This window comes from Nocardia sp. NPDC049737 (assembly GCF_040674755.1).
Lineage (GTDB): Bacteria > Actinomycetota > Actinomycetes > Mycobacteriales > Mycobacteriaceae > Nocardia.
In genome coordinates, this window is record NZ_JBFANH010000003.1 from 193960 (window position 1) to 218566 (window position 24607).

General features: G+C 65.8%; 28 protein-coding genes. 17 read left to right on the top strand and 11 right to left on the bottom strand.

What is annotated here, in order from left to right; translation table 11 throughout:
* Window positions 1–246: 246 nt before the first annotated feature.
* The 4 genes from AB0J47_RS05725 (at window position 247) to purH (ending at window position 5304) form a co-directional block, all read left to right on the top strand.
* Window positions 247–1323: a DUF5336 domain-containing protein gene (locus AB0J47_RS05725; protein ID WP_364340949.1), complete on the top strand. Its 1077-nt coding sequence runs from the start codon at window positions 247–249 to the stop codon at window positions 1321–1323.
* Between the two features lie 83 nt (window positions 1324–1406).
* Window positions 1407–2954, top strand: coding sequence for a DUF6350 family protein (locus AB0J47_RS05730; RefSeq protein WP_364340951.1), 1548 nt, complete (start codon window positions 1407–1409; stop codon window positions 2952–2954).
* Between the two features lie 116 nt (window positions 2955–3070).
* A complete protein-coding gene (purN, locus tag AB0J47_RS05735; protein WP_364340953.1) occupies window positions 3071–3703 on the top strand; it encodes a phosphoribosylglycinamide formyltransferase in 633 nt (210 codons plus the stop codon).
* A complete protein-coding gene (gene purH, locus AB0J47_RS05740) occupies window positions 3700–5304 on the top strand; it encodes a bifunctional phosphoribosylaminoimidazolecarboxamide formyltransferase/IMP cyclohydrolase (protein ID WP_364340955.1) in 1605 nt (534 codons plus the stop codon). The genes purN and purH overlap by 4 nt, the downstream gene beginning before the upstream one ends.
* Before the next feature lie 47 nt (window positions 5305–5351).
* Here the strand turns inward: purH and AB0J47_RS05745 are convergent, their stop codons facing one another.
* A complete protein-coding gene (locus AB0J47_RS05745) occupies window positions 5352–5807 on the bottom strand; it encodes a hypothetical protein (protein ID WP_364340957.1) in 456 nt (151 codons plus the stop codon).
* A gap of 245 nt (window positions 5808–6052) precedes the next feature.
* Here AB0J47_RS05745 and AB0J47_RS05750 point away from each other — a divergent pair, with 245 nt between their 5' ends.
* Window positions 6053–6631 (top strand): LysM peptidoglycan-binding domain-containing protein, encoded by a 579-nt coding sequence (locus AB0J47_RS05750; protein ID WP_364340959.1) that lies wholly within the window; start codon window positions 6053–6055, stop codon window positions 6629–6631.
* Between the two features lie 72 nt (window positions 6632–6703).
* Here AB0J47_RS05750 and rpsR read toward each other — a convergent pair whose 3' ends face one another.
* The 4 genes from rpsR to rpmB are packed head-to-tail and all read right to left on the bottom strand — an operon-like array spanning window position 6704 to window position 7714.
* Window positions 6704–6958, bottom strand: coding sequence for a 30S ribosomal protein S18 (gene rpsR, locus AB0J47_RS05755; RefSeq protein ID WP_040695439.1), 255 nt, complete (start codon window positions 6956–6958; stop codon window positions 6704–6706).
* Window positions 6959–6991: 33 nt separating this feature from the next.
* Complete coding sequence (rpsN, locus tag AB0J47_RS05760) at window positions 6992–7297, bottom strand: 30S ribosomal protein S14 (RefSeq protein WP_364340962.1); 306 nt, start codon at window positions 7295–7297, stop codon at window positions 6992–6994.
* Window positions 7297–7467, bottom strand: coding sequence for a 50S ribosomal protein L33 (rpmG, locus tag AB0J47_RS05765; protein WP_364340964.1), 171 nt, complete (start codon window positions 7465–7467; stop codon window positions 7297–7299). Before rpmG ends, rpsN begins: the two co-directional genes overlap by 1 nt.
* Before the next feature lie 10 nt (window positions 7468–7477).
* The gene (gene rpmB, locus AB0J47_RS05770) at window positions 7478–7714 is read right to left on the bottom strand and encodes a 50S ribosomal protein L28 (protein ID WP_364340966.1); all 237 of its coding nucleotides are present in this window, start codon (window positions 7712–7714) and stop codon (window positions 7478–7480) included.
* Window positions 7715–7875: 161 nt separating this feature from the next.
* Between rpmB and AB0J47_RS05775 the strand changes: the two genes are divergently transcribed.
* The 3 genes from AB0J47_RS05775 to rpmF are packed head-to-tail and all read left to right on the top strand — an operon-like array spanning window position 7876 to window position 9657.
* A complete protein-coding gene (locus AB0J47_RS05775) occupies window positions 7876–9195 on the top strand; it encodes a GTP-binding protein (RefSeq protein ID WP_364340968.1) in 1320 nt (439 codons plus the stop codon).
* A complete protein-coding gene (locus tag AB0J47_RS05780) occupies window positions 9192–9482 on the top strand; it encodes a type B 50S ribosomal protein L31 (protein WP_364340970.1) in 291 nt (96 codons plus the stop codon). The genes AB0J47_RS05775 and AB0J47_RS05780 overlap by 4 nt, the downstream gene beginning before the upstream one ends.
* Window position 9483: 1 nt before the next feature.
* Entirely contained in the window at window positions 9484–9657 is a 174-nt protein-coding gene (rpmF, locus tag AB0J47_RS05785) for a 50S ribosomal protein L32 (protein WP_364340972.1), read from the top strand.
* 462 nt (window positions 9658–10119) lie between these two features.
* On the opposite strand, the gene AB0J47_RS05790 is transcribed toward rpmF, so the two are convergent.
* A complete protein-coding gene (locus AB0J47_RS05790) occupies window positions 10120–11124 on the bottom strand; it encodes a glycoside hydrolase domain-containing protein (RefSeq protein WP_364340974.1) in 1005 nt (334 codons plus the stop codon).
* A gap of 89 nt (window positions 11125–11213) precedes the next feature.
* On the opposite strand from AB0J47_RS05790, the gene AB0J47_RS05795 reads away from it, so the two are divergent.
* Entirely contained in the window at window positions 11214–11585 is a 372-nt protein-coding gene (locus AB0J47_RS05795) for a VOC family protein (RefSeq protein WP_364340976.1), read from the top strand.
* 19 nt (window positions 11586–11604) lie between these two features.
* Here the strand turns inward: AB0J47_RS05795 and AB0J47_RS05800 are convergent, their stop codons facing one another.
* The 5 genes from AB0J47_RS05800 to AB0J47_RS05820 all read right to left on the bottom strand — a co-directional run bounded on the left by AB0J47_RS05800 (window position 11605) and on the right by AB0J47_RS05820 (window position 16661).
* The gene (locus AB0J47_RS05800) at window positions 11605–12435 is read right to left on the bottom strand and encodes a hypothetical protein (RefSeq protein WP_364340978.1); all 831 of its coding nucleotides are present in this window, start codon (window positions 12433–12435) and stop codon (window positions 11605–11607) included.
* Entirely contained in the window at window positions 12428–12985 is a 558-nt protein-coding gene (locus AB0J47_RS05805; RefSeq protein ID WP_364341355.1) for an ATP/GTP-binding protein, read from the bottom strand. The genes AB0J47_RS05800 and AB0J47_RS05805 overlap by 8 nt, the downstream gene beginning before the upstream one ends.
* A gap of 88 nt (window positions 12986–13073) precedes the next feature.
* Window positions 13074–13448 carry a DUF742 domain-containing protein gene (locus tag AB0J47_RS05810; protein WP_040695427.1) on the bottom strand — a complete coding sequence of 125 codons (375 nt, stop codon included), beginning with the start codon at window positions 13446–13448 and terminating at the stop codon, window positions 13074–13076.
* Window positions 13449–13455: 7 nt separating this feature from the next.
* Window positions 13456–13863 carry a roadblock/LC7 domain-containing protein gene (locus AB0J47_RS05815; RefSeq protein ID WP_364340981.1) on the bottom strand — a complete coding sequence of 136 codons (408 nt, stop codon included), beginning with the start codon at window positions 13861–13863 and terminating at the stop codon, window positions 13456–13458.
* The gene (locus tag AB0J47_RS05820) at window positions 13860–16661 is read right to left on the bottom strand and encodes an ATP-binding protein (protein WP_364340983.1); all 2802 of its coding nucleotides are present in this window, start codon (window positions 16659–16661) and stop codon (window positions 13860–13862) included. Before AB0J47_RS05820 ends, AB0J47_RS05815 begins: the two co-directional genes overlap by 4 nt.
* Window positions 16662–17020: 359 nt before the next feature.
* Here AB0J47_RS05820 and AB0J47_RS05825 point away from each other — a divergent pair, with 359 nt between their 5' ends.
* The 8 genes from AB0J47_RS05825 (at window position 17021) to AB0J47_RS05860 (ending at window position 24464) form a co-directional block, all read left to right on the top strand.
* Entirely contained in the window at window positions 17021–17707 is a 687-nt protein-coding gene (locus tag AB0J47_RS05825; protein ID WP_364340985.1) for a response regulator transcription factor, read from the top strand.
* Between the two features lie 15 nt (window positions 17708–17722).
* Window positions 17723–19195, top strand: coding sequence for a HAMP domain-containing sensor histidine kinase (locus AB0J47_RS05830; protein ID WP_364340987.1), 1473 nt, complete (start codon window positions 17723–17725; stop codon window positions 19193–19195).
* 188 nt (window positions 19196–19383) lie between these two features.
* The gene (locus AB0J47_RS05835) at window positions 19384–20808 is read left to right on the top strand and encodes a trypsin-like peptidase domain-containing protein (RefSeq protein WP_364340989.1); all 1425 of its coding nucleotides are present in this window, start codon (window positions 19384–19386) and stop codon (window positions 20806–20808) included.
* Window positions 20809–20888: 80 nt separating this feature from the next.
* Complete coding sequence (locus tag AB0J47_RS05840) at window positions 20889–21383, top strand: MogA/MoaB family molybdenum cofactor biosynthesis protein (protein ID WP_157187336.1); 495 nt, start codon at window positions 20889–20891, stop codon at window positions 21381–21383.
* Complete coding sequence (locus tag AB0J47_RS05845; protein ID WP_083898204.1) at window positions 21384–21569, top strand: hypothetical protein; 186 nt, start codon at window positions 21384–21386, stop codon at window positions 21567–21569. It begins immediately after the preceding gene.
* A 505-nt stretch (window positions 21570–22074) separates the two neighbouring features.
* The gene (locus AB0J47_RS05850; protein ID WP_364340992.1) at window positions 22075–22749 is read left to right on the top strand and encodes an MspA family porin; all 675 of its coding nucleotides are present in this window, start codon (window positions 22075–22077) and stop codon (window positions 22747–22749) included.
* Between the two features lie 62 nt (window positions 22750–22811).
* Window positions 22812–23480: an MspA family porin gene (locus AB0J47_RS05855; protein WP_364340994.1), complete on the top strand. Its 669-nt coding sequence runs from the start codon at window positions 22812–22814 to the stop codon at window positions 23478–23480.
* Window positions 23481–23789: 309 nt separating this feature from the next.
* A complete protein-coding gene (locus AB0J47_RS05860) occupies window positions 23790–24464 on the top strand; it encodes an MspA family porin (protein WP_364340996.1) in 675 nt (224 codons plus the stop codon).
* Window positions 24465–24607: the final 143 nt, after the last annotated feature.

Consider the following 24607-nt stretch of genomic DNA (forward strand, 5'->3'; position numbering starts at 1 on the left):
CCACACTGAAACAGACCTGTGTCCGTTTTGGAATGCTGAGGCGCACGGAGGGAAGTGCGTTCCCATCGGAGGTGGTAGCGCAGAATTGTTATCGGTCGGTGCCGATCCACACAGGACCAGCGTAGACGCCGTTTTTCGGTCGCCCGGCCAGTTGGTCACGGGTGACCTGGGCCAGCGAGTGCAGTAGCGTCAGGAGGAGATCCAGCCGTTCAGACTACGTACGACTCGACCTAGGAGACGACGACCATGTCATACCCGACCGGGGGCTCCGGGTACAACGCACCCGCGACGCCACCCGCATCTTCCAGCTCCGGCCAGTCGGCTGGTATCGGCGCCGAGTCCACCGCAAAGGGCCTGCCGTTCTTCCTGGTGGTCGGCGTCGCCGTGCTCGGTGTGATCAACTTCCTGCTCGGTTTCCTCCCGTTCTTCGGTGAAAAGCCGCAGCGGGGCGTGGATGGTGACACGTTCAGCCTCTTCCAGTATTTCGGCGCGGCGGGACTGCTGGCGATCCTGCTACTCGGCGGACTGCTCGCCGGACTTTCGTTGCTGCCCAAGCAGAATTGGACCGGCGCCGCGGCCGCGGCATCGGCCGCCGGTTTCTTCGGCACGCTGTTCCTGTCCTTCGCCACGCCCGACACCTTGAAGCTCGAGCTGAAGTGGGGCGCGTACGTGCTGCTATTCCTGGCGCTCGTGCAGACGGCGGTCGCGGTCGTCGCGGTGCTGTTCGAAGCCGGCATCCTGACCCCGCCCGCGCCGAAGCCCGCCACCCCGCAGGCCCCGCCGAGCGGTTTCGGCTCCGGTGGTTACGGCCAGCAGGGTGCGTTCGGCCAGGGCCAGCCCTCGGCCTTCGGTCAGCCGGGGCAGTACGGTCAGGGCCAGCCGGGCCAGTTCGGCCAGAGCCAGCCGGGGCAATTCGGCCAGGGTGGTCAGTACCAGCCGCAGCAGCCCTACGGTCAGAGCCAGCCGAGCCAGCCGACCTACGGTCAGGGGCAGCAGCCGTCCTATGGACAGCAGCCGCCCTCCTATGGGCAGCAGCCCGGATACGGTGCGGCACAACAGGGTTCGCCCTACGGTTCCTCGCCTGCCGCGCAGCCGCGCCCGGATGAGAGTGCCACCCAGCACTTCGGGACCCCGCAGTCCGGACAGCAGTACGGCACACCGGGTTTCGGTCAGGGCCAGCAGGGTCAACAAGGCCAGCAGGGTCAACAGGGCCAACAGGGTCAACAGGGCCAACAGGGCCAGAACCAGCCGTTCGGCGGTGAAACCGGTTCGGACCCGTCCTCGGACGCCACTCACGCATTCCGTCCGGACGAGAACAAGTAATTCGTCGGCTCTCCCGGCGCATCCCAGACCGGGTCGGCGCGCCTGACCCGCTCGCGCCGGGGGAGCTGCCACGCTGAATTTCCATGAGCTCCTCGAGATCCTCTCTTGTTCGCCGGACCGCCGAGTCCCGCGGCGCGCCGGAACGTTCGGCGCGGAGCGACCGATCGACGCCGCGCACAGCCGCGGACGTTTTCGACGAGGCCGGATTTCTATCGCTGACCCCTGAGCGCGCCCGCGTGCTGCTCCTGGTTGCCGCCCGGCCGACGACCTACGCGCTCGTCGCCGTCGTCGTTCTCATGCTCGCCGCCCTGCTGTCCTCGGGCAGCAACCTGGCCGGTACTTCGGGCGCGATCGCCGCGGGTTGGCTTGCGGCACACCAGGTTCCGATGGTGATCGGCAAAACTTCACTCGAACTCCTACCGCTGCTGCCCACCGGCCTGCTGGTCTGGCTGACGGCCCGGGATTGTGCTCGCGCGGTCGAACCGGACAGTTCGCGCGCGGATCTCGGTTGGCTCGTCGGTGCGGCGCTGGCCGGACCGCTGCTGGTCACGGCCGTCTGTCTGGCGGTCGCTGAGGACGCCTCCGGTGTGGTCGCGTTGCAGCCGCCGAATACGCTCGCCGCCTTCGGCTGGGTCGGCGCCGTACACCTGGTCGGTGCGGCCGGTGGCATCGCCAGCCGGAACCGGCGTCGGCTGTTCACCGCGGCGCGGCTGCCGGACTGGGCGGTCGCGGGCATCTTCGGTGCCGGCCGGACGGTGGTGCGCCTGCTGGCCTGCGCCGCCGCGGTCGTCATCGTGTCCTTCTTCGCGCACTGGTCGCGCATCGGTGACACCTTTCACAGCGCAGGCAATGCGGCCGGGGTGCTCGGGCTGATCCTGCTCTCTCTGGCGTATCTGCCGAATGTGGTGGTCGCGACGGTCGGTGTGCTCCTCGGCTCCGGCGCACACTTCGGGGATGCGTCGATCAGCGTGTTTTCCGTTGTCGGCGGCCCGATTCCGGGCGTTCCGCTCATGGCGGTGGTGCCGACCGGCCCGGCCGAAGGCTGGTGGCCGCTGCTGCTGTTGATTCCGGCCACGGTGGGTGTGCTCGGCGGGCTCGATATCGGACGGACCTCGCACGATCGTGCCGCCGCACCGTGGGCGACTTTGAGCTCGGCTGCGCTCGCCACCGTGGGTTTGGTGCTACTCGGCGTGGTCGCGGGCGGTGACCTCGGGACCTTCGGCTACCTGGGGCTCAACCCGATCTTCGCGGCGGTGACCTTCGGGTGGTTGGCCGTAGCCGGATACGTGGGTCTGATGTTCGCGCGCTGGTTCGTCGTTCCCATCGGCGCACCCGTGCCCGCGTACAACGACGATTACGACGAGTTCTACGACGACAGTGACCACTACGACGATCATTACGAGGACGATCACTACGTCGATTACGACGACTACGACGATGAATACGAGGACGACGAATACGAGGACTACGTCGATCCCGACTTCGAGGTGGAACTCGAGGGCGAACTGGTCGAGGAGCACATCGCCCTCGCCACCTCGGGCGCCGCGGGCAGCAATACCGTGCCCGACATCGTCGATGCCGAAGTGGTCGAGGCGGACCTGCCGGAAAGTGACCGGGTGGACGGTCGTTAGGCTCTACCCGGCGGTGTAATACCGCCTCCGCCATTCGACCGAACCGCAGGAGTGGACCGCTGAGCTCACCCACCCCGCCGACTGCCGCCCCCCAGCCGTCTTCGAATGCCCCGTGGGTGCCGAGCGCGACCCCGGCAACCGTCGTCGTGCTGGCCTCCGGCACCGGTTCTCTGCTGCGCGCCCTCATCGAGGCCGCCGCCGCTCCGGAGTATCCGGCGACCGTCGTCGCCGTCGGGGTCGATCGCGTCTGCCAGGCCACCGAACACGCGGCCGTCGCGGGGATTCCGGCCTTCCGGATGGCAGTGCGGGACTTCCCCGATCGCGCCGCCTGGGATGTCGCGCTGACCGATGCGGTCGCCGCCTACGAACCCGACCTGGTGGTCTCGGCCGGATTCATGAAGATCCTCGGCCCGGTCTTCCTGGCCCGCTATGGCGGCCGGATCATCAATACCCACCCTGCGCTGCTGCCCGCATTCCCGGGCGCGCACGGGGTTCGCGACGCACTCGCCTATGGGGTGAAGGTCACCGGTTCGACCGTGCACCTGGTCGATTCCGGCATCGATACCGGGCCGATCCTGGCTCAGGAGGCGGTACCGGTGCTCGATGATGACGATGAGGCCACGCTGCACGAGCGCATCAAGGTTGTCGAGCGACGGTTGCTGGCGGAGGTTGTCGCCGCCGTCGCAACCAGAGGCATTGTCTCCGACGGACGAAAGGCAGTAATTCCAGATGAGCGGGTACTTCGGTGAGTGAGCGGAGCGAACGGCAAATCGACCCAGCTGAGCGCAAGGGGATTCACAGGGCGCTGATCAGCGTCTACGACAAGACCGGGCTCATCGAGCTCGCGACTGGGCTGAACGCCGCTGGCGTCGAATTGGTCTCCACCGGATCGACCGCGGGCAAGATCGCCGATGCGGGCATTCCGGTGACCAAGGTCGAGGATCTGACCGGATTCCCGGAGACCCTGGACGGCCGGGTCAAGACTCTGCACCCGCGGGTGCACGCGGGCATCCTCGCCGATACCCGCAAGGCAGAACATGTCGATCAGCTGGTCGAACTCGGTGTCGAGGCATTCCAGCTCGTGGTAGTGAATCTGTACCCGTTCACCCAGACCGTGGCCAGCGGCGCGAGCAATGACGAATGCGTCGAGCAGATCGATATCGGCGGTCCGTCCATGGTGCGTGCGGCCGCCAAGAACCATCCGTCGGTCGCGGTGGTCGTCGACAGCGGCGACTACGATGACGTACTCGCCGCGGTGCAGGCGGGCGGCTTCACCCTGTCGGAGCGGACCGCGTTGGCGGCCAAGGCTTTTCAGCACACCGCAAGCTATGACGTCGCGGTCGCGAGTTGGATGACGAGCGTGCTCGCCCCCGCCACCGAGCCGAATGAGACTGCGGCACAGCAGTTCCCGAGCTGGATCGGTGGCTCCTGGGAGCGCACCTCGGTGCTGCGCTACGGCGAGAACCCGCATCAGGCCGCCGCGCTGTACACCCAGAACGACGGCAGCCGGGGCCTGGCGCAGGCAAAGCAGTTGCACGGCAAGGAAATGTCGTACAACAACTACACCGATGCCGATGCCGCCTGGCGCGCCGCCTACGACCATGCCGCGCCCGCGGTCGCGATCATCAAGCACGCCAACCCCTGCGGCATCGCGATCGGCTCGGATCTCGCCGAGGCCCACCGCAAGGCACACGCATGCGATCCGGTGAGCGCCTACGGCGGTGTGATCGCGGCCAACGGTGAGATCACCGTGGAGATGGCCGAACAGGTCGCCGAGATCTTCACCGAGGTGATCGTCGCACCGTCCTATGCCGACGGCGCCGTCGAGGTTTTGCAGCGCAAGAAGAATGTGCGCATCCTGGTCGCCGAGCCGCCGCGGCGCGCCGGTGCTGAGCTGCGCCCCATCAGCGGCGGCGCACTGCTGCAGAGCCGCGATATCCTCGACGCCCCCGGCGACAACCCGGAGAACTGGACCCTGGTGGCGGGCGAGGCAGCCGATGCCGAAACCCTCGCCGATCTCGAATTCGCTTGGCGGGCCTGCCGTGCCGTGAAGTCCAATGCGATCCTGCTGGCCCACGACGGAGCCTCGGTCGGTGTCGGCATGGGCCAGGTCAACCGGGTCGATGCGGTCGGTCTCGCGGTGCAGCGCGCCGGTGACCGGGCCAAGGGGTCGGTCGCCGCATCGGATGCGTTCTTCCCGTTCTCCGACGGTCCGCAGCAGCTCATCCAGGCCGGTATCCGGGCTATCGTGCAGCCCGGCGGTTCGGTCCGCGACCAGGACACTATCGACCTCGCCCGCGAAGCTGGCGTCACCCTCTACCTGACGGGCTCTCGCCACTTCGCCCACTGAGTTACCCCTGAAGCGGGCGGAGACTACCGGCTCCCGCCCGCTCCGGTCTAGACCGCGCTGAGCACCTGTCGAGTTCCGACGGGTGCCTTCAGCGGCACTTCGAGGGTGCCGAAAACCGCTATCATAGTGCACATTCGGCCGACGGCATCGGCCCTTGTACCGGAGCGCAGTTCCACGGTGACCGTTGAATCGGTCTCGGTCACGCCGGCATCAACGCCGTAGCACTCCGGGGATCCGATCTCGAAGTTGACGGCGATCCGATCATCGGCCACCCGTGACCAGGACGTGAACGGAATCGGATGTGCGCCAACGATCGTCGGATCGGCGACGAACATCCGGCCCGCGTCGGCGGGTGTACCCTCGGTCGGCGTACTCTTCGCCGCACTGGTGGTCGTCTTCTGTTGTGTCCCACCGTTATCGGAGCCACCGCATGCGGTGACGGCGAGGCCGACGAACAATGCGACGGCGACTGCGGCGGGCCGAACTCGCGACATCCGATACATACCGACCACCCTAAACGACGCGCCGACGCCTCGAGTCGAGCCGTACCAGCAAATCAAGAAAATTGTCGGTTGGATTGTGCGACAAGATGATAGAGCGATGAAGCCCACACAGTGAACATTCTGCTAAGCCTGCGCGTAATACCTCCGCACCGCCCGCTCGCCCAGTAGATTCGGGGGCCGATGCGCGCCGAGCGGCACGCATCGAGTCGAAATGCTTGGCACAGTAAACCTTCGAAAGGAAGAACGTGGGCGACACGCTGCGCGTTGGTGAAGAACTCGGGCTCGGCCAGACTCTGGTCGGCGGTGCGTACACCCTTACCCTGCAGCCCGACGGCAATCTGGTGTTGTCGGAACCGGATGGAAATGTCGTGTGGTCCACCCTGACTCACGATCAAGGTGTCGAGCGGGCCGTGCTGCAGGAGGACGGCAACTTCGTGCTCTACAAGGGCGAGGGTGCCGCCTGGGCCACCGAAACCAATGGCCGGGAAGCGGACCGGCTGACCGTACAGGCCGACCGCAATGTGGTGCTGTACGGCAAGGACGGCAGCGCGCTGTGGGCCTCGGACACCCAGACCGACAACCCGCTGCCCGCCCCGGAGCCGGAGCCCCAGCCGGTTGCCGAGCCGGTTGCCGAGCCCGTCGCCGAAGAGGTTCCGCCCCCGCCGCCGGCCGTACAGACCTACACGGTCGAGCCGGGCGACACCCTGTGGGCGATCGCCGAGCGCTTCTATGGCGACGGCAACCGCTATCAGGAGATTGCCGACGCCAGCGGTATCGGCAACCCGGATGCCATCAACCCCGGCCAGGTGCTGACCATCCCGTAACACCCACCGTGACGAGTTGACGACGAAGGGCCCCGAGGCTGCGTCAGCTTCGGGGCCCTTCCGCGTCGGTGTCTATCGGCTTGTGAACGGCAAAAGTGCCATCTCGCGGGCATTCTTCACCGCGACGGCGACCTGGCGCTGCTGCTGCGGGGTGAGTCCGGTGACCCGGCGGCTGCGGATCTTGCCGCGGTCGGAGATGAAGGTGCGCAGCAGGTTGACGTCCTTGTAATCGACCGTCTCGACGCCCGCCGCGATCAGCGGGTTCTTCTTCGGGCGACGGGCCTGCTCGGCGCGAACCTTCTTAGAGGGTGCTCGCTTGACTGCCATGTGACGGGTTTCCTTCTCGAGATCAGTGGTGGTCTACCAGCTCGATTTATGCACACCGGGGAGTTCACCCCGATGGGCCATCTCGCGCACACGTACCCGGGAAAGTCCGAACTTCCGGAGATGACCGCGCGGTCGTCCGTCCGCGACGTCCCGATTGCGCAATCGTACCGGACTGGCATCGCGGGGCAGGCGCTGTAGCGCGGACTGTGCCGCGGCGCGGTCTTCCTCGAGGGTGCTCGGCTTGCGGATCAACTCCGCGAGCTCCGCGCGCCGCGCCGCATGGCGGGCGACGATCTGTTTGCGCTGCTCATTGCGGGCGATCTTCGACTTCTTGGCCATCAGCGCTCCTCGCGGAACTCGACGTGCTTGCGCACTACCGGATCGTATTTGCGCAACACCATCCGGTCCGGATCGTTGCGCCGGTTCTTCCGTGTGACGTACGTATATCCGGTTCCCGCAGTGGATTTCAGCTTGATGATCGGCCGGATCTCGGTCGATTTCGAGGCCATGGTGCTCCCGTCAGATCTTGTCGCCGCGGGCTCGGATGCGAGCCACCACGGCCTCGATCCCATCCCGGTCGATGGTCTTGATGCCCTTGGCGGAGACGTTCAGCGTGATGCGCCGGTCCTCGCTGGGCAGGTAGTAGGTCTTGCGCTGGATATTGGGATTCCAGCGCCGGCTCGTCCGCTTGTGCGAGTGCGATACGGACTTGCCGAATCCCGGTTTGCGCCCGGTGACGTGGCAGTGGGCCGGCATGCGGACTCCTTCCAGTATTTGACAATCATTTTCGACAACAGCCGATCGACAATGTACCGTTGCTTGACAGCAAATGAAAATCATTTCCGATATGGCGGATCGGCACGTGTACTCACCGAGGCCACCGCACATGCCGAATTGGATACCGAAAGGGGTGCCGCGTGGAACCCGACCTACTCCCACCCGGGAGGCAGTCCGACCGGAGAACGCCCGTCGTGGTGCTCGCCGGATGCTCCGGAGCCGCCGCCGCGGGTGTGGCACGGTTGGCCGCCGCACTGTGCGAGACACCGGGCACCGTCACCATCCGCCACGACCTCAGTGAACTCGGTGAAGGCATCGTGCATCGCACGGTGCGCATCGGCGAGCAGGAGACCGCGACCGTGCTCGAATTGGCGCACGGCTGCGTCTCATGCACCCTGCGCATCGATCTGCTGCCGCTGCTGTGCGTGCTCGCTGCCCGTCAATCGGTGGATCGCATTGTGCTGGAACTGGATTCGGCCTTCGAGGCGGAAGCGGTATGCCAGGCGATCGAGAATATCGACGTCACCGGTGTGGTCGGTCGCGTCAACGGCCCCGCCGGTCGAGATGTGCGGGTCGAGGCCGTCCTCACCTGTGTGGACGCGCGAATCTGGTTGGCCGATGCCACCAGCGAGGACACCCTTGCCGAGCGCGGACTCGCGACCGCCGAGGACGACCGGACCGTGGCCCAGGTTGCGGTCGGTCAGGTCGAATTCGCGGATGCCGTTGTGGCACACGGCGATACCGGCGACCCGATCGATCGGGCTCGCCTCGCCGCGGTGCTTTCCCGGCTCGTGCCCGAAGCGCCGGTGGCCTGGATCGACGATATCGATCTGCTCGACTCAGCCGATATCGAGGCATTGCTCGCGCGCATCCCGGCCCAGTCGCGGCGCGGCCGCGTCTTCGATGCCCACGCGCCGCTGCTGCGCGGCCAGCCGCCGCTCGGCGCCGAATGCGGTGTCGTCCTTGTCGAATTCGCCGCGAGCCGCCCATTCCATCCGGCCCGCCTGCACGAGGCCCTCGACGTGCTCTTCGACGGAGTCGTGACCGCGCGTGGCCGGATATGGCTGGCCACCCAGCCGAACGAGGTGGTGTGGCTGGAATCGGCGGGCGGTGGATTGCGCGTAGGAGGCGCCGGATCGTGGCTGGCCGCCATGAGTCCGAGCGAGTTGGAACAGGCCGACCCTACGCGCCGGGCCATGGCCGCACTGCGCTGGGACGAGCAGTTCGGCGACCGCGACATTTCCCTGGTCATCCTGGCCCACGACGCGGACCCGGCCGAGATTCGGCGGGCCCTGCACTGGGCGCTGGTCGAGGACGACGAACTGCGCCTGGTGGAACGCGCACCCGAGCGGGTCGCGCAATGGGAGGACCCCTTCGGCGAATGGCATGCCGACCCCTGCGAACCTACCGGCCTGCCGATCGACGGCCAGGCGAAAAGCCCGAGAGGAGAAGCGAAATGAAGACTGGCCGAAAAAGCGTCACAAGCCATCCGGACTACCACCCGGTGGTGTTCGAGGATTCGAGCACCGGAAAGCGGTTCCTGACCCGATCCACCGCCAGCAGCGCCCGCACCGTCGAGTGGGAGGACGGCAATACCTACCCGCTGCTGGTCGTGGACGTCACCTCCGATTCGCACCCGTTCTGGACCGGCGCGCACCGCGTGCTGGATACCCAGGGCCGGGTGGAGAAGTTCGAGCGCAAATACGGCAAGCGGGCCTCGTCCCGGCCCGTACGAGGGGAGGGCTGACATGGCGGTGCCCAAGCGCAGGATGTCGCGGTCGAATACCCGCAGCCGCCGCTCGCAGTGGAAGGCGACCCCACCGGCCCTGGTGCCGGTCAGTGTCGGTGGGGTCGTACACAAAGTGCCGCGCCGGCTGGTGCAGGCGGTGAAACGCGGACTCGTTGATCTAGAGCGACTTTGATGCCTGCGTAAGCACTACGAAGCTCGTCTCACGAGCGGCCCGTCTTGCGTTCGAGCCTTGTCGAGCACCACGTTTACGGTCATGCGAACTCCTTCGTACGAACCGGTATGTGCAAGCTGACGGTAACTCGCGCGCTGCTGGGTGGGACTGAACGCGCAGGGTCGATGGTCGATCGACCAGAACGGCTCGATGCCGGTCTCGGATCGGAACCGCTCGACAGCGTGGCAATCGGAGAGCTATCCATGTGATGCATGTCACGTGGCGATTTTCTATTTCTGTGATTGCGATGCGGTAGCTCATTGATCAATTACGTACTGTGAGTTGGTTTTTCGTGTCCGTAAAAGTCCTGGCGCAGTGATGATTTCGTGCTCTCGCGCCGGTACCCTCATCCAGGAGGGCGGGTTCTCGGAACCCCGGTTCACCGAATCTCCGAGAACCCGCTCATCGCCAAACTTCCGGCATCTAAGCCGATTTCCCCACTTCCCGGTTACCGGGCAAACCTGGCAAGTCCGACAATAGGGACTCCAGCCGGGCCAGTTGCTCACCCACGAAATCGGCCGGCCCCTCGATCAGTGAGAGCGGCCACGGCCAATGCGGCCCTGCCAACCGCTTGACCTCCTCGACCAGATCCGCGGTGGTCGCTTCGAGTTCGCTGATCTCCGTGCGCAATTCGCCGACTTGCGTACGCAAATCGGCCGATTCGTCCTCCAGCTCCTTGATCCGCTGCAGCGCCGCCGCCACACCATCGACCAGGGTGCGATGGCGGCCCTGGGTATCGGTGCCGAGCTGCGGCCAACCGGACAACTCCGGACCGCGCAGCTGGATCTGGATATCGCGCAGCACTGCCTCTTGTTCCGGCGTCACATCCGGTTCCTCCTGTACGAAGTCCCACTGGCCGAAATCTATTGTCTCGGACTCATTTACATCGCAGAGCACGCCGCCGACAACCACCTGCCGCAATGTTTGATGGATATTGCGCCTGGTCTCCACATTGGTGCCCGACCAGGCATCGGTCTGCCACGACCAGGCCGCGACGCCCGCGTCCAGTGCCCGGCTGATCGACCAGAAACCGCCGTAGATACCCACATTCGCGGCGCCGAGCACGGTGGCCGCGCCTTCGAGATAGCCATTGATCGCCATCTGGTCCTGCGGCGCCGAATCGAAATCCGCGGAGAAGTAAATCGGCCGGTCCGAGCGCCCGCCACAGCGCAGCACCTGCGCCAAACCCGCACGGGCATCGATGATTCCGGCGCCGTAGCCGTCCAGCATCCTGGCCGCGGTCGTCTCCCAGTTCGACACGATGGAGATGCCGTTGGCCCGCAGGTCATCGGCCTCGGCGGGGGTCAATTGCTTGCCGGGTAGGGTCGGACCGCCCTCGGAGAGGTAGCGCACGACGAAATCGAAACCGGCCGCTCGGACGGCCGCGCCGCCGGGACGGCCCGCTGCGTAGTCCAGCCCCAAACGCATATCAGTAACTGTAGGGGGTGTCGGCGGCCGAAATCGGCGGCATCGCCGAACCCGCCAAAACCGTCGGTGCCCGGTGGTCGACTGGGTCCGTGGAGGTGCCTATTCATCCGGCCAAGAAGTTCTACAGCGACGTATTCGGCTTCAGCTACACCGAATTCGACTTCGGCGACGCCGGGTACGTGGTGTTCACACCGCCGACCAGAACCGAGGGCGTCGGTGGCATCGCCGACGAGTCCGGTAAGCCCGCCGACGGTATGCCCTCGTACTGGCTGGTGTGGTTCCAGCACGACGACGTGGACGCGGGGGTGGCGAAGACCACGGAATTGGGTGGCCGGGTGCTACAGGCGATAGCGGATTCACCCGCCGGACGCTCGGCCGTAATCGCCGGTCCGCAGGGCGAGGCGATCGGCATCATCGATCCGAGTAAGGCCGTCGGAGAGATGCCCGCACCCGAGGCCTGACCAGCGAGCTCCAGCCGGTTCAGCGCACCGACTGGAGCTCGGACCGATCCGAACGCAGCTCGGCCCGGCGCTTGGCCTCGAGCGCCGCCGCCGTCTCGCGCCGGTCCGGTGCGATCAGCACCGCACTGATCGGAACCGTCAGCGCGAGCGATCCGATAACGAACATGGGAAAGACGAACTCGAACAGGGTGAGTCCGTCCGGTGCCTTCGCGGTGGTATCGATGTTCGGATCGAGGGCCGCGACCCCGGCGTAGTACATGCCCGCCACACCGGCGGCGAACAGCAGTACCGTGGCCGCTCGCGCGAGCAGGCCATGCAGCGCCTGGAATGACCACAACGTGCCCACACCGGTGATCAGCGCGATCACCAGCGCGACCGCCGCGAGCCACGGGGAGATATCGACCGAACCCTGGATGCGGATGGACCCGAGTCCCAGATACAGGGTGAGGCCGATGCCGAACCCCATGACCAGGCCGCCCGGAATAAGCCGGGCCAGTTGCAGCCGACGGCCGATGACGATCAGCGCGACGAATACCGCCACGAACGACGTCACCATGGCCGCGATCATCTTGCCGCCATCGAAGCGCGCAGCGGTACCCGAAATATCGAGGCCGAGCAGCGCGACCGAGGTCGACAGCCAGGCCCCGACCCCGCCGAGCGCCACCGCGGCCGAGGTCACCCACACCAACCGAAACCGGGACGAACGCGCCGCGTGCAGTATGCATGCCAGGCCGACCACGGCGCCGAGCACCGAAACACCGAAGGAAAGTGCGGCGACCCAGTACCCCATCGAGAACTGGTCCACCGCAGCGCCGTTGTCCGCCGCAGCGAACAACCGGACGTCATGCATGTCGGGCGGTTCCTTCCAATTCGAGCGCCTTCAGTTGGGCGATCGCGTATTCGGTGACGGCCGCCAGCGCTTGGCGGACCTCCATGGCATTGCGCGCGTCGATATCCACGATGGGCACCCCCTCGCGCACCGAAAGCGCCTCGCGCAGTTCGGCGATCGGGAAGCGCGGCGCATCCGGGAACCGGTTGACCGCGATCAGGAACGGCAGGTTGCGCGCCTCGAAGAAGTCGACCGCGGCGAAGCTATCTTCCAGTCGCCGGGTGTCGATGAGCACCACCGCGCCGATGGCGCCGCGGATCAGGTCGTCCCACATGAACCAGAAGCGGCGCTGGCCGGGCGTACCGAACAGGTACAGCACCAGGTTGCCCGGCAGGATGATGCGGCCGAAATCCATGGCGACCGTGGTTGTTTCCTTATCCGGGGTATCGGCGAGATCATCGATACCGTCGGAGAAGCGGGTCACCATGGCCTCGGTGCGTAGTGGGACGATCTCCGATACCGCGCCGACGAAAGTCGTCTTACCCGCGCCGAAGCCGCCCGCGACCACGATCTTGGTCGAGGCGACGCGAGTATCGGCATCGGCGGGTCCGGCGGTGCCGGATCCGGAGTTGCCGGGCTGCCCGTAATTTCCGCCTTGCCTATAGGGCACGGAGTCCACGCAAAGTCCTCTCCATAAGGGAACGGCGCTCGTCGAAGCTCGCCTCGTCGGTCAGGGTCGAATGCACGCGCAGCGCGCCGTCGACGACGAGGTCACCGACCATGACCCGGACCATGCCGAGTGGTCGATCCAGGTGGGCGGCGATCTCGGCGACCGACAGCCGGTGCGTGCCGAGCCGCAGGATCTCGGTGCGCAGATCGCCCGCCGGCCAGTCGAGATGCGCAGTGTACGACAGGGTTTCGATAACCGCTTCGAGCGGTAGGTCGACCGCGGGTTCGGTACGCCCGGAGGTCAGGGCGTACGGTCTGACGCGGGTGGTCGGCCGGTTCGGTCCGTGGCCGAATGGACTCGACATCGTTGGATCAGACGGCTGTCCGGGCGGTGGCCGTGACCACCGTGCCCACACGGTCGACGAGCAGTGCCATTTCGTAGCCGATCCGGCCGATATCGTGCGACTTGTTGGCGAGCACGGCCAGGTGCGACCCGTTGCCGACGCTCATCACCAACAGGTAGCCGCGCTGCATCTCCACGATCGACTGCATCACCTTCCCGCCGTCGAACAGCGATGCCGCTCCGGTGGACAGGCTGGCCAGACCCGCGGTCACCGCGGAAAGCTGTTCGGCGCGGTCCGCGGGTAGATTCGGACTGGTCGCCTGCAGCAGACCGTCCGCGGTCACCAGCACCGCATGCGACACCCCGGGCACATCCTTGGTGAAGCGGGCAACCAGCCAGTTGAGGTTCTCGTCCGTGGTGCTGTTCGGGTTGGTCATACAAGCCCTCCGTCGTTGTACTGCGCTTCGGCCCGCCCGCTGCGGACCCCACTGAGATGCCTGGTCAGGTTGTTCCGGATCTCCTCCGGATCGCGTATGCCGGGTTCCTCGACCGGCGCGAGGCCGCCGGGCACCAATTGCGCTCCGGGCCTGCGGATCGGCAGTCCGCCGACGGTACGGGCCTCGGCGGTCGGATGACTGGCCTGTTCGGCGGCCGTCCAGCCCGCATCGGCGGGGGAGGACCATGCCGACGGCGCGGTTTGCGACGTCGCGGGTTCGACCAACCACTCCGAGACCATCCGCTGATAGATCGGCGTGGGCGATTCGCCCTGCACGGGCTGTAGTCGGGTCGAGGTATTGGTCGCGGTTTCGGCCGAGACCGGCTGTAGTCGAGTCGAGGTCTGCTCGGGTTCGGTTGCGGCGGCCGGTCTTCTGGTCGGCAGCGACGGCCGTAGGGTCGGCTGTTGGCCGGTCGGGTACGGCTCGGCCGGCTCGTGGGAGACGATCGGGTTCGATCCGGTGTTCATCGGTTCGTCGGGTTGTTCGGCCCACAGATCGGTGACCGCGCCGAGGGGCACCTGCGGTTCCACATCGACGACCGAATTCGGTCCGGTGGCAGGCTCATCCGTCGGAGTCGGCGGCCCGAACGGTGCGCTGCGGGACCGGTCGTGCTCGCCGCGACGGCCGCTCGGATTCTCCGCGAATACGTCGACCGAGGTTTCGGTATGATCGTCGCCGGGTATTGGTACCTCAGGCGCGTCGGCAACGCGCATGGTCGGACGACGTTGTGGCAGACCGGAACTGGTGACCCCGAACCGGGATGGCTCACGCTGCGGCAGGCTCGGCACCGGCACCAGCGTGCGCGGCGGCTGCTGTTGCGAGGGGGCGGGCAGTGCGGCCATGGTCTGCGACTCGATGGCCCGCTGGTTCGGATCGGTCGCATCCAGGGGCGGCGCGACAAGTGCGCCGGGCAGGTGCACGCTTGCGGTGATGCCGGGCTGCTGTGCCATGGTCGAGGTGCGACGCAGGTTCACCGTGATGGTATGTCGCTTGGCGAGTCGGCCGACGACGAAAAGGCCCATGCGGCGGGCGGTTTCGACGGTGACCTCACCACCGGAGGCGAGCCGGTCATTGGTGAGCTGCAGATCCTCCAGCGACATGCCGAGGCCGCGGTCGGTGATCTCGATCAGGTAGCCGCCGTCGACCGCGCGCGCCACCATCACCGCGACCGGGGTGGTCGGCGGGGAGTAGCGCAGCGCGTTATCGATCAGTTCGGCCAGCAGATGTTCGATATCGACCGCGGGCTCACCGGCGACGATGCCGTCGGGCACCGCGCCGATTTCGACCCGCTGGTAGTCCTCCACCTGGGAGACCGCACTCCAGAGCATGTCCGATAGCGGCACCGGATGTAGTTGTCCGCGGCGCAGTGCGGTACCGGCGAGCACCAGCAGGTTGTCGCCGTTGCGGCGCATGCGGGTGGCGAGGTGGTCGAGGCGGAACAGGCTTTGTAGTCGTTCGGCATTGTCCTCGTCGTGTTCCAGATCCTCGATCAGCGACAGCTGCTGTTCGACCAGGGATTGACTACGGCGGGAAAGGGTTTCGAACATATTCCCGATCTGCAATCGCAGTCGGGCCTGATCGGCGGCGAGATTCAGCGCCTGCTCGTGGATTTCGTCGACGGCGCGGGCCAGCTGGCCGACCTCGTCGGTGGTGTGCACGCCGACCGGGGTGATCTCTGGGGTGGCGCCACCGCTGCGCACGACTGCGAGCTCGTCTGGCAGTTTGACATGCGCGACCTCGAGCGCGTCGCGCCGCAGCCTGCGCACCGGGACGACCAGGGTGCGCGCGACGGCCAGCGCCAGCGCCAGACCGGCCAGCAGCATGCCGATGACGATCGTGGTCTCGCGCAGCGCACCGGTCTGCGCCTCGGTGGTCCGATGCGCCAGTGCTCTATCGATGGTGCCGGCCAGGGAATTGGTGGTCTTCTCGTAGGTGTCCGAGCTGATCTGTAGTGAATCCAGTACGGCCGGATTCGATGTCGGATCCCCGCCGTTCTGACTGAATGCGCCGAGGCGGATGCCGACCGCGTCCAGCAGTGGCCGCATATTCGGCGCATTGTCCGGCAGGATGATGCCGTAGGTATTGATCATGGTCATCTCGGCGCCGGCGGAGGTGAGCACCTTCGCGCGCACGCTCGGATTGTGGGCGGCATCGGGGGAGCCGACCATCATGCGCTGCTGGGTGAGCACGCGGCGAGCGTTCTGGATCGCGCCGATCTGCAGGAAGTAGCGCTGGATGACGAGGTCCTCGACCGAGGGCGAGAGGGCGTAGGCGTTGCCGATGCGAACCGCGATCTCATCGGCCTGCTCACCGACCATCATCGGCGATCCGTTGCGCAGGCTATTACGCATGGTGGTGCCGGTGGCGACAGCCGAGGCCAATTCGGAGGTGACCCGGGTGCTCACCTTGGTCGTGCGCATTCCGGCCTCGAGATCGGCGAGTGCCTGATCGAATTTCGTCAATGCCGCGTCGGTCGCCGGATCCGCGGTGTTACCCCAGGAGGCGGTCGCCGCGACCGCGAGTTGTTCGGTGGCCGTTCCGAACTTGACGATCGGGCGAATGATGATGACCTGTTCGGTCGCCGCATCCAACTGGGACATGGTGCGCAGTTCGTTGTTGATACGGAGCACGGCGAAGACGGTGGCCAGCAGCACGGGCAGGACCAGCACGATGCCAACCTTGCGAGTGACCGACCAGTTGGACAGACTGAATTGCCAGGACCGCGGTGCAGCTTCCATCCGCTTCCGTTGCCTCCGCTTCACGAGCTTGCACGTGTGCCCCCGGATGGCGCGTGGCTGTTCGGTTTTGATTCAACCCGCTGAGAACCAACTAGAGGTCTTCTTTTTACCGCAGGGAACATACCGCGCAGAGTGACTAACGGCAATCTGGGGCAGTCGCTCTGTAATTCACTCGAATATGGCTACTCAGAACGGGTTTCGGTGCCCAAAACGGTTGCCGGTTTCCGTCGAGATCTGTACGTGATCACAAACGTGCTGGTCGCTCGTCCAGCCCCTAGTGGGCCGCATCGATGCTGGGCACGGCGTGTCGAGCAGCGCGCTCTCAGTGGACTCTCAGTCGATGCGGTCAAACTGGGGGCATGCGCATTCTGGTAGTCGACGACGATCGTGCCGTCCGGGAATCGCTGCGCCGGTCACTGACCTTCAACGGCTACTCCGTAGAGCTCGCGGTCGACGGTGTGGACGCGCTGGAGAAAGCAACCACGCAGCGACCGGATGCCCTCGTACTCGACGTGATGATGCCCCGGATGGATGGGCTCGAAGTTTGCCGACGCTTGCGCAGCACCGGAGACGATCTGCCGATTCTGGTTTTGACGGCGCGGGATTCGGTTTCCGAACGGGTAGCCGGACTCGATGCCGGTGCCGATGACTATTTGCCGAAACCATTCGCGCTCGAGGAATTGCTGGCCCGATTGCGCGCGTTGTTGCGCCGCCGGGCCGCCGATCCCGGCGAGGTTTCCGAGACCATGACGTTCGCCGATCTGTCGCTGGATCCGGTGACCCGCGAGGTGACCCGTGGCGACCGGTCGATCAGCCTCACCCGCACCGAGTTCTCACTGCTGGAAATGCTGATGGCGAATCCGCGCCGAGTGCTGACCCGCAGCCGCATCCTCGAAGAGGTCTGGGGTTACGACTTCCCGACGTCCGGCAATGCGCTCGAGGTCTATATCGGCTACCTGCGCCGCAAGACCGAGGCCGAGGGCGAGGCCCGGCTCATCCACACCGTGCGCGGTGTCGGCTACGTGCTGCGCGAAACACCCCCGTAGGCGAGTCGACATCCCATGGCCAGAACCAATCCCAAGCGACAAGTTGTCGCGGCGCTCGGCGCATATCCCCCGGAACCGCCGGATATGCGCCCGCCCATGCCCCTGACCAGATCGGTCTCCCTGCGCTGGCGGGTCACCCTGCTCGCGGCCTCGGTGGTCGCCATCGCGGTGGCCGTCACCTCGATCGCCGCCTATGCCATGGTGGCGCGCGCCCTGAATGCCGATGTGGATGCTCAGCTGAAGGCGCGCGCGAACACCATGATCAACAATAATTTCGACAGTTTGGGTTTTCAGTCGATCGTGCTGGCCGGCCTGTACTCCAATGATGTCGGAGTTGCGCTGATATACGCGAAAGACAAGGCGTATATGCCACCGCAGCAAACGATTCCACCGGTCGGCACCCAGGAACTCGCGGTCGCGAACGGTGAGTTGCCGTCGTCACTACGTACGGTGAATAATCAGCGGGTACTTGCGGTGCCGACGCATTCCGGTGCGACGTTGGTCATCTCGCAGCGGCTGCAACCGACCCGCGAGGTATTGGACCGGTTGGCCTGGTTGTTGTTCGTCGTCGGCGGTTGTGGCGTTGTGCTGGCGGCGGCGGCGGGTACCGCGGTCGGCCGCACCGGGCTGCGCCCGATCGGACGGCTCACCGCGGCGACCGAACGGGTCGCCCGCACCGACGATCTGACACCTATTCCGGTGACGGGTGACGATGAACTCGCGAGGCTCACAGAGAGCTTCAACACAATGTTGCGCGCACTCGCCGAATCGCGCGGTCGGCAACGTCGATTGGTCGCCGACGCCGGACATGAATTGCGCACGCCGCTGACATCGCTGCGCACCAATATGGAATTGCTTATCGCCTCCAGTCGCCCTGGTGCGCCGCAGATTCCGGAGCAGGATATGGCCGAGCTGCGTGCCGATGTGATGGCTCAGATCGAGGAACTGTCGACCCTGGTCGGCGATCTGGTCGATTTGGCTCGCGAGGACGCACCCGAAACCGTTTATGAACGAGTGGATCTCGGCGAGGTGGCCGAGCGTGCGCTGGAGCGGGCCCGGCGTCGCCGCGGTTCCATCGAGTTCGCCGCGCAGTTGCAGCCCTGGTTCGTATACGGCCATGAGGCCGGCCTGGAGCGAGCGATTCTGAATGTGCTCGACAATGCCGCCAAGTGGAGTCCGGCGGGCGCGCAGGTGAAGGTCACCATGCGGGAAACCGGTCGGGGATTGCTCGAGCTCGATGTCGACGACGCCGGACCCGGCATTCCGAGCGCCGAGCGCGAGCTGGTGTTCGACCGTTTCTATCGGACCACGGCATCGCGTTCCATGCCTGGTTCGGGGCTCGGCCTGGCGATCGTCAAACAGGTGGTGACCAAGCACGGCGGCACGATCACCATCGAGACCTCCGAGCGCGGCGGCGCCTTGGTCCGGATCGTGTTGCCAGGTGCGGCGACCATGCTCGACGGGGCCGTCGATTCCGTAACCGATTGACGCCCTTCGAGACCCGGCCGTGATACCGCAGCGCGATGCGTGTTGGCGCCTCGGTCCGTATGGTATTGCCGAGTGAAGGCGGGAAGGCCGGTTCCGGTCCGTTCGCCGATATCTCGGAAAACTGAAAGCGGGGTCTCAGTTCGCTCTCAGTCGTCGTCGCCAAGCTGGTCGGAGACGTAAGGAGAAAAATGACCGAGGATTCCAAGGAAGGCGTGACGCCGCAGCCGGATCACGCCGATACCGTGCCCGGTCCGCATCCGACCCAGGAGATCCCGGTCGTTGCGCCGGGCCAGTCCTACGCGCGGTCCGGATACGGGCCTCAGGAACCGACACCACATCCAACGATCTGGCAGCAACGCATGTCGCAGAACCCGACTCAGCAGTTCCCGGGGCCCGAAGCCGGCCCGGAATACGCCCAGCCGTCCTACGCGCCGCCGCGCCCACCCGGCGGGCCGTATCCCGGCGCCGCATTCGCCGCCGAGCCGCAGCCCGAACCCGCCCGCCGCCCGGTCCGCACCGGCCTGGTCGTCGGCGCGCTCGCGCTCGCACTCGTCAGCGGTGGCGTCGGTGGCGCGGTCGGCTCGCTGATCACCCGGACCGATAACGGGCACGCCACGGTGACCAATGCGCTGGACGCACCGAAGCCCAATGTCAGCAATGTCGCCAACGCACCGGCCGGCTCCACCCAGGCGGTGGCACAGAAGGTGCTGCCGAGTGTGGTGATGATCAAGGTCGCCAGCAACCGCGCACAGGGCGAGGGCTCCGGTGTGGTGCTGTCCTCCGACGGTCTGATCCTGACCAATAACCATGTCGCCTCCGGCGGTGGCGCCAACGCCAAAATGGAGGTCGCCTTCGCCGACGGCACCACCGCACCCGCCACACTGGTCGGCGCCGATCCGGTCTCCGATCTGGCCGTCATCAAGGTGCAGGGCAAGGACGGACTGACCCCGATCGAACTGGGTAGCTCGTCGAATCTAGCGGTCGGCCAGCCGGTCATCGCTATCGGCTCGCCGCTCGGGCTGGCCGGCACGGTGACCACGGGCATCGTCTCGGCACTCAACCGTCCGGTCTCGACCAACGGTGAGGGCACCCCCAGCCAGGTGCAGCCGGTCATCGACGCGGTCCAGACCGACGCCGCGATCAACCCGGGCAACTCCGGTGGCGCGCTGGTCGACGCCAGCGGCAAACTCATCGGCATCAATACCGCCATCGCGAGCCTCGGCGGCAGCGAGGCGACCGGTCAGCAGAGCGGTTCCATCGGCCTCGGCTTCGCCATCCCGGTCGATCAAGCCCGCCGGGTTGCCGACGAACTGATCAAGACCGGTCACGCCACCTACGCCCAGATCGGCATCAAACTGCGCCCGCAGGACTCCGCGGCACGGGTGCTGGAGGCGACGCCGGACGGTCCGGCCGCCAAGGCGGGCATTCCTGCCAATGCCATCATCACCAAGGTGGACAGCCGCACCATCGACTCGGGTGACGCACTCATCGCCGCGGTCCGTTCTCATCAGCCTGGAGACAAGGTGAAGGTCACCTACACCGATGAACAAGGTAACAACCCCAAGACAGTCGACGTGACGCTCTCCGGTGCGGCCGCGGACGGTGGCCGATGATGCGGGTGCTGCCCGGCGGATTGTCGGCACGACCGGGAGCCGACGCCCACCTCGTCGATCTGGACGCTACGGTTACCAACATGGAAATCGATGCTCCTGTCGCGGGGCGTGCTCTGGTGGTGGTCGTCGACGATCGAACGGCGCATGGAGGTGTGGACTCGCTCGGGCCGCTGGTCACCGAGCTGCTCACCGAGGCGGGTTTCCTGGTGGACGCTTCGGTATCGGTGCAGGCCGATGAGGTGGAGATCCGCAATGCGCTCAACACCGCGGTGATCGGCGGTGTCGACCTGGTCATCTCCGTCGGCGGCACCGGTATGTCCCCGCGCGATGTCACCCCGGAGGCCACCTCGCAGGTGCTCGACCGGGAACTGCCCGGAATCAGCGAGGCGCTGCGTTCCTCGGGGCGCGTCGCCGGTTCGCTCGATGCCGGCCTCTCGCGCGGTCTGGCCGGAATCTCCGGCAGCACACTGGTGGTAAACCTGCCGGGCAGCCGGGCCGCGGTCCGCGACGGCATGGCAACCCTCGGTCCGCTCGCCAGCCGAGTGATCGGCGAGCTGTCCGGATTGGCGGAATAAATTACCGCCGCGGACTCCTCCGACGACCCTCGTCCGGCGACACGCCGGGCGAGGGATGCGGCGCGTCTGGCAAAAATTTTCGGTGAGGTCCTTCCGGAGACGACCGGTGACGAGCGCGGCGACGAGACCGAATCGTTATCGGACGACTGGCTCCGGTCGCAGGTCCCACCCCATCACGGCTCCTGACCCATCTACGGTCCGGCCACGTACCATCGTTCGCGGTTGCGCCTACATCCACCGTGAATTCCTCACGGTGAGGTTTGCTAGACCTTCAAGTACGGTGCTGTCTCGTAGTTACCGACGGCATCGTTGCGACTGCGGCCGCCTTTTGGAGTTGCTCGGCTGGCGCTTCGTTCCTGTTTATGCACGTCAAGCAATATGAGCATTTGAGACGGTGTGAGCTAGATCACATTGATCTTAACGAAAACTTACGTTGCCAGACCGTTACTGGTCGGTTTAATCTCGCCACGAGCCACCCACGCTGCTGGACCTCGCGGGCCCGGGTGCGGCACGTACGTTTGTCGACTCGGCGGAACTCGGCTCGGTTCCGATGCCAGCACTGACCGTTGCGCCGAAATAACAGCCGGTTACACATCGGCAACAATCGGGGCACAAACTGAGCTGGGCCTGAGAGGACCAACGTCCAGCCTCGATGGTCGAGGTTGACTGTTAGAACCTGATGAGGGGAAGTATGAGCGAGAACCGCACCAACGGTCTGCGCCGCGGTGCCCGGATCGCGGGCGTCGGCGCTGCCGCGGCCGTGGCCATGGGCCTGCTTTCGACCGGTGCTGCCAATGCCGATACCTTCGTGCCGTTGCCGGACGGCCAGAAGAACGGCCCCGACGTGACGCTCGCCCGAACCGGTGAGCACGCCCTGATTTCGCCTTCGTTGGCAGCCAACGGTGCCGGCCGTGTGGTCTGGGTTTCGGGCAACGCCGTCGCGGATGTGAACGTTACGCCGGAAGGCACTGTCGGCCCGAACAACGGCGCCTCCGGTGCTCCCGGTACCAACAACTCCTCCACCCACGGCGCATCACAGCTGAGCACCGGCTACATCGTCGGCTGCCAGGTCAGCATCGCCAGCGACGCCATCTCGGCCGGTCTGTCCGGCGGTATCAACCTCTCGGGCGGTTCGCTCGGCGGTTCGATCGGCCTCAACCTCGGCCCGGGTGAAGTCAAGTTCGTGCAGATCGACTACAAGGACATTCTGAAGCCGGGTCGCTACTCGGTCGAGTACCAGGATGCCGAGATCGAGATCCAGGGCTGCGCGGGCTACGCCCAGGCGCGTGCCTACACCGTCGTCGAGATCATCGGTGACCACTACTCGAAGACCACCCTCTACGGGCAGCCGTTCAGCATCGGCTGACGTCGGTCAATCCACGAATATTCTTCTCGCTCAAGCGAATCAACCCTCGAGGGATTATTAGCATGATCAACCGTAAGAACGTGGCACGGGTGGCCGGTGTCGGCGCCGCTGCCACTGTCGCTCTTGGCCTGTTCTCCACCGGCGCCGCGAACGCCGATACCTTCGTGCCGCTGCCGGGTGGCTCGATTACCAAGACGCTGTCCGACGGCACCGTCGTCACCATCAGCCTGACCGGCGAATCCGCCAACATCAACCCGTCCATGGGCTCGACCCCGCTGCACCGCAATGCGTGGGTTTCGGGTAGCGCTCAGGTCTCGGTATCCGGTGACGGCGGCGGCTCGATCTTCCCGGGCTACACCGTCGGCTGCCAGGTGAACATCTCCGGTGGCGGTGCCACCGGAGGTGTCGAGGGCACTGCGGACTGGAGTGGTGACACCGTTACCGGTGGTGTCGGCGCGACCAGTGGTGCAAACCTCACCCTCGGCCCCGGCCAGTCGCAGTCGTTCTACGTGCTCGATCTCGAGCAGGCCGACGACTTCGGCAATGAGGCGCACAAGAAGCGCAATAAGTTCAAGAACGGCAGTGGCTCGGTCACCTGGGCCGATGAGACCATCGGTCTGACCGGCTGTGGTGGCTACGCGCAGGCGCGGGCCTTCGTCAGCGTCGAGGTGGAGACCGACAACGTCATCACCTGGACCACTCTGTGGGGCCAGCCGTTCAGCCTCGGCTGATCGGCAGGGGCATCACCCCCTGAAAACCCGAGCGGGCTCGTCGCATTCGCGGCGGGCCCGTTTTCGTGATGAAACCCCTTAGCGCCCAGCCAAATTCGCAGATCGTAGCGGATCGAACGGTAACATGTGCGAAATCTCACAGGAATTCGGCGCAAACCACTAATATTGGGCGCACCCAAGATCGTCCACCGACGAGATTGTCGGCAAACCGCTTGATGGCCAATGTCTTTCCAGCGAGCGGTGTCGGCATGAAAGGGTTTTCGGCCTCGGTACCCCGAGGGCGACCGCTAGAATCCGATGAGGGGAAGTATGAGCAAGAACCGCACCAGCGGTCTGCGTCGAGGTGTCCGCATAGCGGGTGCCGTTGTCGCCGCCGCTGCTGGGATGGGCCTGCTTTCGACCGGCGCTGCCAACGCCGATGTTTTTGTGCCGTTGCCGGACGGCCAGAAGCTGGGCCCGGGCGTAACCGTCAGCCGGACGGCCGAACACGCCTTGATTTCACCATCTTTGGCCGCCAATGGCGCGGGCCGAGTCGTGTGGGTCTCGGGTAACGCCAATGCCGATGTGTCCGTCACTCCCGAGGGCAGCATCGGCCCGAATAACGGCGCTTCTGGAGCGCCGGGTACGAATAACTCCTCGACGCACGGTGCTTCGCAGCTGAGTACCGGTTATATCGTCGGCTGCCAGGTCAGCATCGCCGATAACGCGATCTCGGCCGGTGTTTCCGGCGGCATCAACCTCTCGGGCGGTTCGCTCGGTGGGTCGATCGGGCTCAATCTCGGCCCGGGCGATGTCAAGTTCGTTCAAATCGATTACAAGGACATTCTGAAGCCGGGACGCTACTCGGTCGAATATCAGGATGCGGAGATCGAGATCCAGGGCTGCGCGGGTTATGCCCAGGCGCGTGCCTACACCGTGGTCGAGATCATCGGCGACAACTACTCCAAGGTCACCCTGTACGGAGCGCCGTTCAGCATCGGCTGACCGCGGTGTCCGATTTGCGGCGTTCCTGGGCCCTACGTGGTTACGCATGTTGCCGCGTCCGGACCTGACGGCAACGCCGCGGGGATCTGTCGAATATCCACTCGCCGAATCGAATTCATCGAACTCAATCGCTAGGGGCAGTA

What these genes read in the sequence shown, in the direction of transcription:
- AB0J47_RS05725 (WP_364340949.1), top strand. Translation starts at nt 247, where the DNA reads ATGTCATACCCGACCGGGGGCTCCGGGTACAACGCACCCGCGACGCCA.
- AB0J47_RS05730 (WP_364340951.1), top strand. Translation starts at nt 1,407, where the DNA reads ATGAGCTCCTCGAGATCCTCTCTTGTTCGCCGGACCGCCGAGTCCCGC.
- AB0J47_RS05745 (WP_364340957.1), bottom strand. Translation starts at nt 5,807, where the DNA reads ATGTATCGGATGTCGCGAGTTCGGCCCGCCGCAGTCGCCGTCGCATTG.
- rpsR (WP_040695439.1), bottom strand. Translation starts at nt 6,958, where the DNA reads ATGGCAGTCAAGCGAGCACCCTCTAAGAAGGTTCGCGCCGAGCAGGCC.
- rpsN (WP_364340962.1), bottom strand. Translation starts at nt 7,297, where the DNA reads ATGGCCAAGAAGTCGAAGATCGCCCGCAATGAGCAGCGCAAACAGATC.
- rpmG (WP_364340964.1), bottom strand. Translation starts at nt 7,467, where the DNA reads ATGGCCTCGAAATCGACCGAGATCCGGCCGATCATCAAGCTGAAATCC.
- rpmB (WP_364340966.1), bottom strand. Translation starts at nt 7,714, where the DNA reads ATGCCGGCCCACTGCCACGTCACCGGGCGCAAACCGGGATTCGGCAAG.
- AB0J47_RS05780 (WP_364340970.1), top strand. Translation starts at nt 9,192, where the DNA reads ATGAAGACTGGCCGAAAAAGCGTCACAAGCCATCCGGACTACCACCCG.
- rpmF (WP_364340972.1), top strand. Translation starts at nt 9,484, where the DNA reads ATGGCGGTGCCCAAGCGCAGGATGTCGCGGTCGAATACCCGCAGCCGC.
- AB0J47_RS05790 (WP_364340974.1), bottom strand. Translation starts at nt 11,124, where the DNA reads ATGCGTTTGGGGCTGGACTACGCAGCGGGCCGTCCCGGCGGCGCGGCC.
- AB0J47_RS05800 (WP_364340978.1), bottom strand. Translation starts at nt 12,435, where the DNA reads ATGCATGACGTCCGGTTGTTCGCTGCGGCGGACAACGGCGCTGCGGTG.
- AB0J47_RS05810 (WP_040695427.1), bottom strand. Translation starts at nt 13,448, where the DNA reads ATGTCGAGTCCATTCGGCCACGGACCGAACCGGCCGACCACCCGCGTC.
- AB0J47_RS05815 (WP_364340981.1), bottom strand. Translation starts at nt 13,863, where the DNA reads ATGACCAACCCGAACAGCACCACGGACGAGAACCTCAACTGGCTGGTT.
- AB0J47_RS05820 (WP_364340983.1), bottom strand. Translation starts at nt 16,661, where the DNA reads ATGGAAGCTGCACCGCGGTCCTGGCAATTCAGTCTGTCCAACTGGTCG.
- AB0J47_RS05825 (WP_364340985.1), top strand. Translation starts at nt 17,021, where the DNA reads ATGCGCATTCTGGTAGTCGACGACGATCGTGCCGTCCGGGAATCGCTG.
- AB0J47_RS05830 (WP_364340987.1), top strand. Translation starts at nt 17,723, where the DNA reads ATGGCCAGAACCAATCCCAAGCGACAAGTTGTCGCGGCGCTCGGCGCA.
- AB0J47_RS05835 (WP_364340989.1), top strand. Translation starts at nt 19,384, where the DNA reads ATGACCGAGGATTCCAAGGAAGGCGTGACGCCGCAGCCGGATCACGCC.
- AB0J47_RS05840 (WP_157187336.1), top strand. Translation starts at nt 20,889, where the DNA reads ATGGAAATCGATGCTCCTGTCGCGGGGCGTGCTCTGGTGGTGGTCGTC.
- AB0J47_RS05850 (WP_364340992.1), top strand. Translation starts at nt 22,075, where the DNA reads ATGAGCGAGAACCGCACCAACGGTCTGCGCCGCGGTGCCCGGATCGCG.
- AB0J47_RS05855 (WP_364340994.1), top strand. Translation starts at nt 22,812, where the DNA reads ATGATCAACCGTAAGAACGTGGCACGGGTGGCCGGTGTCGGCGCCGCT.
- AB0J47_RS05860 (WP_364340996.1), top strand. Translation starts at nt 23,790, where the DNA reads ATGAGCAAGAACCGCACCAGCGGTCTGCGTCGAGGTGTCCGCATAGCG.